This is a genomic window from Vibrio sp. M260118 (assembly GCF_036533755.1).
Taxonomy (GTDB): domain Bacteria; phylum Pseudomonadota; class Gammaproteobacteria; order Enterobacterales; family Vibrionaceae; genus Vibrio.
On the sequence record NZ_JATABG010000418.1, the window covers coordinates 1 to 2,827 of the forward strand.

The following is a 2,827-nucleotide window of genomic DNA, read 5'->3' on the forward strand; positions in this document are numbered from 1 at the left end:
TCGTGTTGAACGTGTATTAATTTGTTCAACCGTTCCTTTAGCGCCTTCTATCTCAAGAAAGTCACCAATACGGATGGGCTTTTCACCGATGAGTATCCAACCGCTGATAAAGTTATTGATGATATTTTGGGCACCGAAGCCAAAGCCAATAGCGATAGCACCTGACAAAAATGCAAATGCCGTAATTGGAATATTCAGCATTGATAAAGTCGTTAGGAAAATGATGCCAAGTGCAATGACAAACAGTATTCGTTGGATTAAGTGGACGATGTTCGGATCTTTGCCAGAGGACGTGAGTTTTGTACAAACTCGTTTAATGATCAGTTTTGCTATCCACAAACTAGATACCACCCATGTTGGTACGGCAAGTATTGCCCACAATGTCACAGGTTGGTCGTTAAAGGTAAAAAGAGTCATCTCTAGCCATGAAATTGCTTGCTCAAACATGTTTATATTTCCTCGATACTTGAACCGCAAAAGACTTTTGAAGGATCAATTAAAAACTTGGTCCCCATCGCTTGCCGACCCAGGAGCATTAAGTAGGTCATATCCGAACGGTCGGTAAGAGTAATTTGAATTGGCCATTCCAATTGTCCGAGTCGCGCATTCGTCTCAATGACATAGCGTTGTTCAGAGGCTCCATTCGACGATTTAATTTTTCGTAAGTCATAGAGCTCGGATTGGCATCTGACCACCTTATCAACGTTATGAACCTCTGGATGGATATCAAATTGAATGCAAGGTTTACCTTGCTCTGTTAGCAAAGATATATTGTCGACATGCAGCGAAGAGGTCTGTGCTCCAGAATCAACCCTAACCGTTAGGCTCTCGATACCTAGGTCAGGTAAAGAAATATTCTCTAAACGTCCAATAATGACTTTCTCTTTCCTACTCATATTCATCCCCCCTATTTTATCTGCCTTGATGCAATATCTTCTGAGAGCTTGTCTATTTGATCCGCGACGACTTGCTCGTCCTCGTTAAAATAAGCGATGTGGTACATGGCTTCACCTTCTTGAACTAAAGGGATGTTTTGTTTGCCGATGATAACCCCAGTCTTAGGCGCGGTGATAGTGGCTAATTCTTCACCATAAGCACTACTAATGGTCGCGAGTTGGTCGCCTTTTTTTACGTAGTCACCCAGTTGAAACTTGTGCTTCACTATTCCGCTGGCACTGCCACGCACCCATTGGCTGCCTCTAGCGATAACTGGGTCTGGGACGGTTTTACTCGATTTACTACTTTTACTGACCATGTTTAGGTATCGCAATACTCGTATTACTCCGCGAGTTCCCATTCTGATGGAGGTCTCATCAAATCGAAGTGCTTCTCCTCCTTCATAAACCAGTACTTTGGTATTTGAGTTGGCAGCGCAGTCTCGTAAAGAGCCATCAATTTCCTCAGAGTGCAATACAACAGGAGCGCCAAACGCAGTGGCTAGTTGAGCAGTGGTCTCATCCTCAACATTCGCTCGAATTTGCGGTAAGTTGGTTCTATGTATTGCTCCTGTGTGAAGATCAATGCCGTACTGACATTTATCAATAATTTCGGTTTTGAAAATGTTGGCGACACGCGCGGCCAATGAACCTTTTGCCGATCCGGGAAAGCTGCGATTTAAGTCCCTGCGGTCTGGCAAATATCTACTTTGATGAATAACACCATGAACATTTACCATAGGAACAAAAATGACACTGCCACGCAGGACTTTAAACCGTTTCATATTGATGATGCGGTGAACAATCTCTATTCCGTTCAACTCGTCACCATGGACCGCGGCACTGACAAAAATATTGGGGCCTTCCCGTTTGCCTCGAATAATATACACAGGTAAAGAAACTTCCCCGTCGGTGTATAGTTTGGCGACAGGAAGGGCTATTTTGGTTCGTTCACCCGGTAATATAGTGTTACCACCGATAGTTAGAGGCGACATACTGCTTACCCTTTACCACGTGTTTTGTTGGCGTGAAACTTAGCGTTCTTTTCTATAAACTCATACAGTTTTCCCGCAACATCTAAATTGGTTGCTTTCTCGATACCTTCTAGGCCTGGAGATGAGTTGACTTCCATTACCATCGGGCCGCTATTTGAACGTAGCAAGTCGACACCACAAAAGTTGAGTCCCATGATCTTTGCCGCTGCGACTGCGGTTTCTCGCTCTTCTTTGGTTAATCGGATCACTTCAGCAGAGCCACCTCTGTGCAAGTTAGAGCGAAATTCTCCTTCAGCAGCTTGACGCTTCATTGCGGCTACAACTCGACCGCCGATGACTAAGCAACGAATATCAGCGCCTCCGGATTCTTTAATATACTCCTGAATGAGAATGTTCGCTTTTAACCCCATAAAGGCTTCGATGATACTTTCCGCAGCTTTGGACGTTTCTGCTAAAACCACACCTATGCCTTGGGTTCCTTCTAGAAGTTTGATTACTAACGGAGCGCCCCCAACGTTTTTGATTAGGTCTTTAATATTGTCTGGCTTGCTCGCGAAACCAGTTCTAGGAAGACCTACACCTTTACGAGAAAGCAACTGTAATGAGCGTAGTTTGTCTCTCGAACGACTGATTGCCACGGATTCATTGACGTTAAATGTGCCCATCATTTCAAATTGTCTTGCGACGGCGGTGCCATAAAAAGTAATCGAAGAACCGATACGTGGAATCACCGCATCGTAAAGAGGTAGCTCTGCACCCTGATAACGTACAGTTGGACGGCTGCTGGTAATGTCCATATAACAATGTAGCGTATCGATAACATCAACTTCGTGTCCTCGTTCGATCCCGGCTTCGACAAGGCGCTGAGTTGAGTATAGGTTTTGGTTGCGTGACAAA

General features: G+C 44.5%; 4 protein-coding genes. All 4 read right to left on the reverse strand.

Features of this window, described 5'->3' with window-relative positions; translation table 11 throughout:
• Positions 1–447: mechanosensitive ion channel family protein (locus QTO00_RS17710; protein WP_331425952.1), on the reverse strand; the 447-nt coding region annotated here is incomplete at its 3' end.
• Between the two features lie 2 nt (positions 448–449).
• A complete protein-coding gene (locus tag QTO00_RS17715; protein WP_331425953.1) occupies positions 450–896 on the reverse strand; it encodes an ATP-dependent zinc protease family protein in 447 nt (148 codons plus the stop codon).
• A gap of 11 nt (positions 897–907) precedes the next feature.
• Positions 908–1,930 (reverse strand): succinylglutamate desuccinylase/aspartoacylase family protein, encoded by a 1,023-nt coding sequence (locus QTO00_RS17720; protein ID WP_331425954.1) that lies wholly within the window; start codon positions 1,928–1,930, stop codon positions 908–910.
• Positions 1,931–1,935: 5 nt separating this feature from the next.
• Positions 1,936–2,826, reverse strand: a complete 891-nt coding sequence (gene rimK, locus QTO00_RS17725; RefSeq protein WP_331425955.1) for a 30S ribosomal protein S6--L-glutamate ligase — start codon at positions 2,824–2,826, stop codon at positions 1,936–1,938.
• Between the last annotated feature and the right edge of the window lies 1 nt (position 2,827).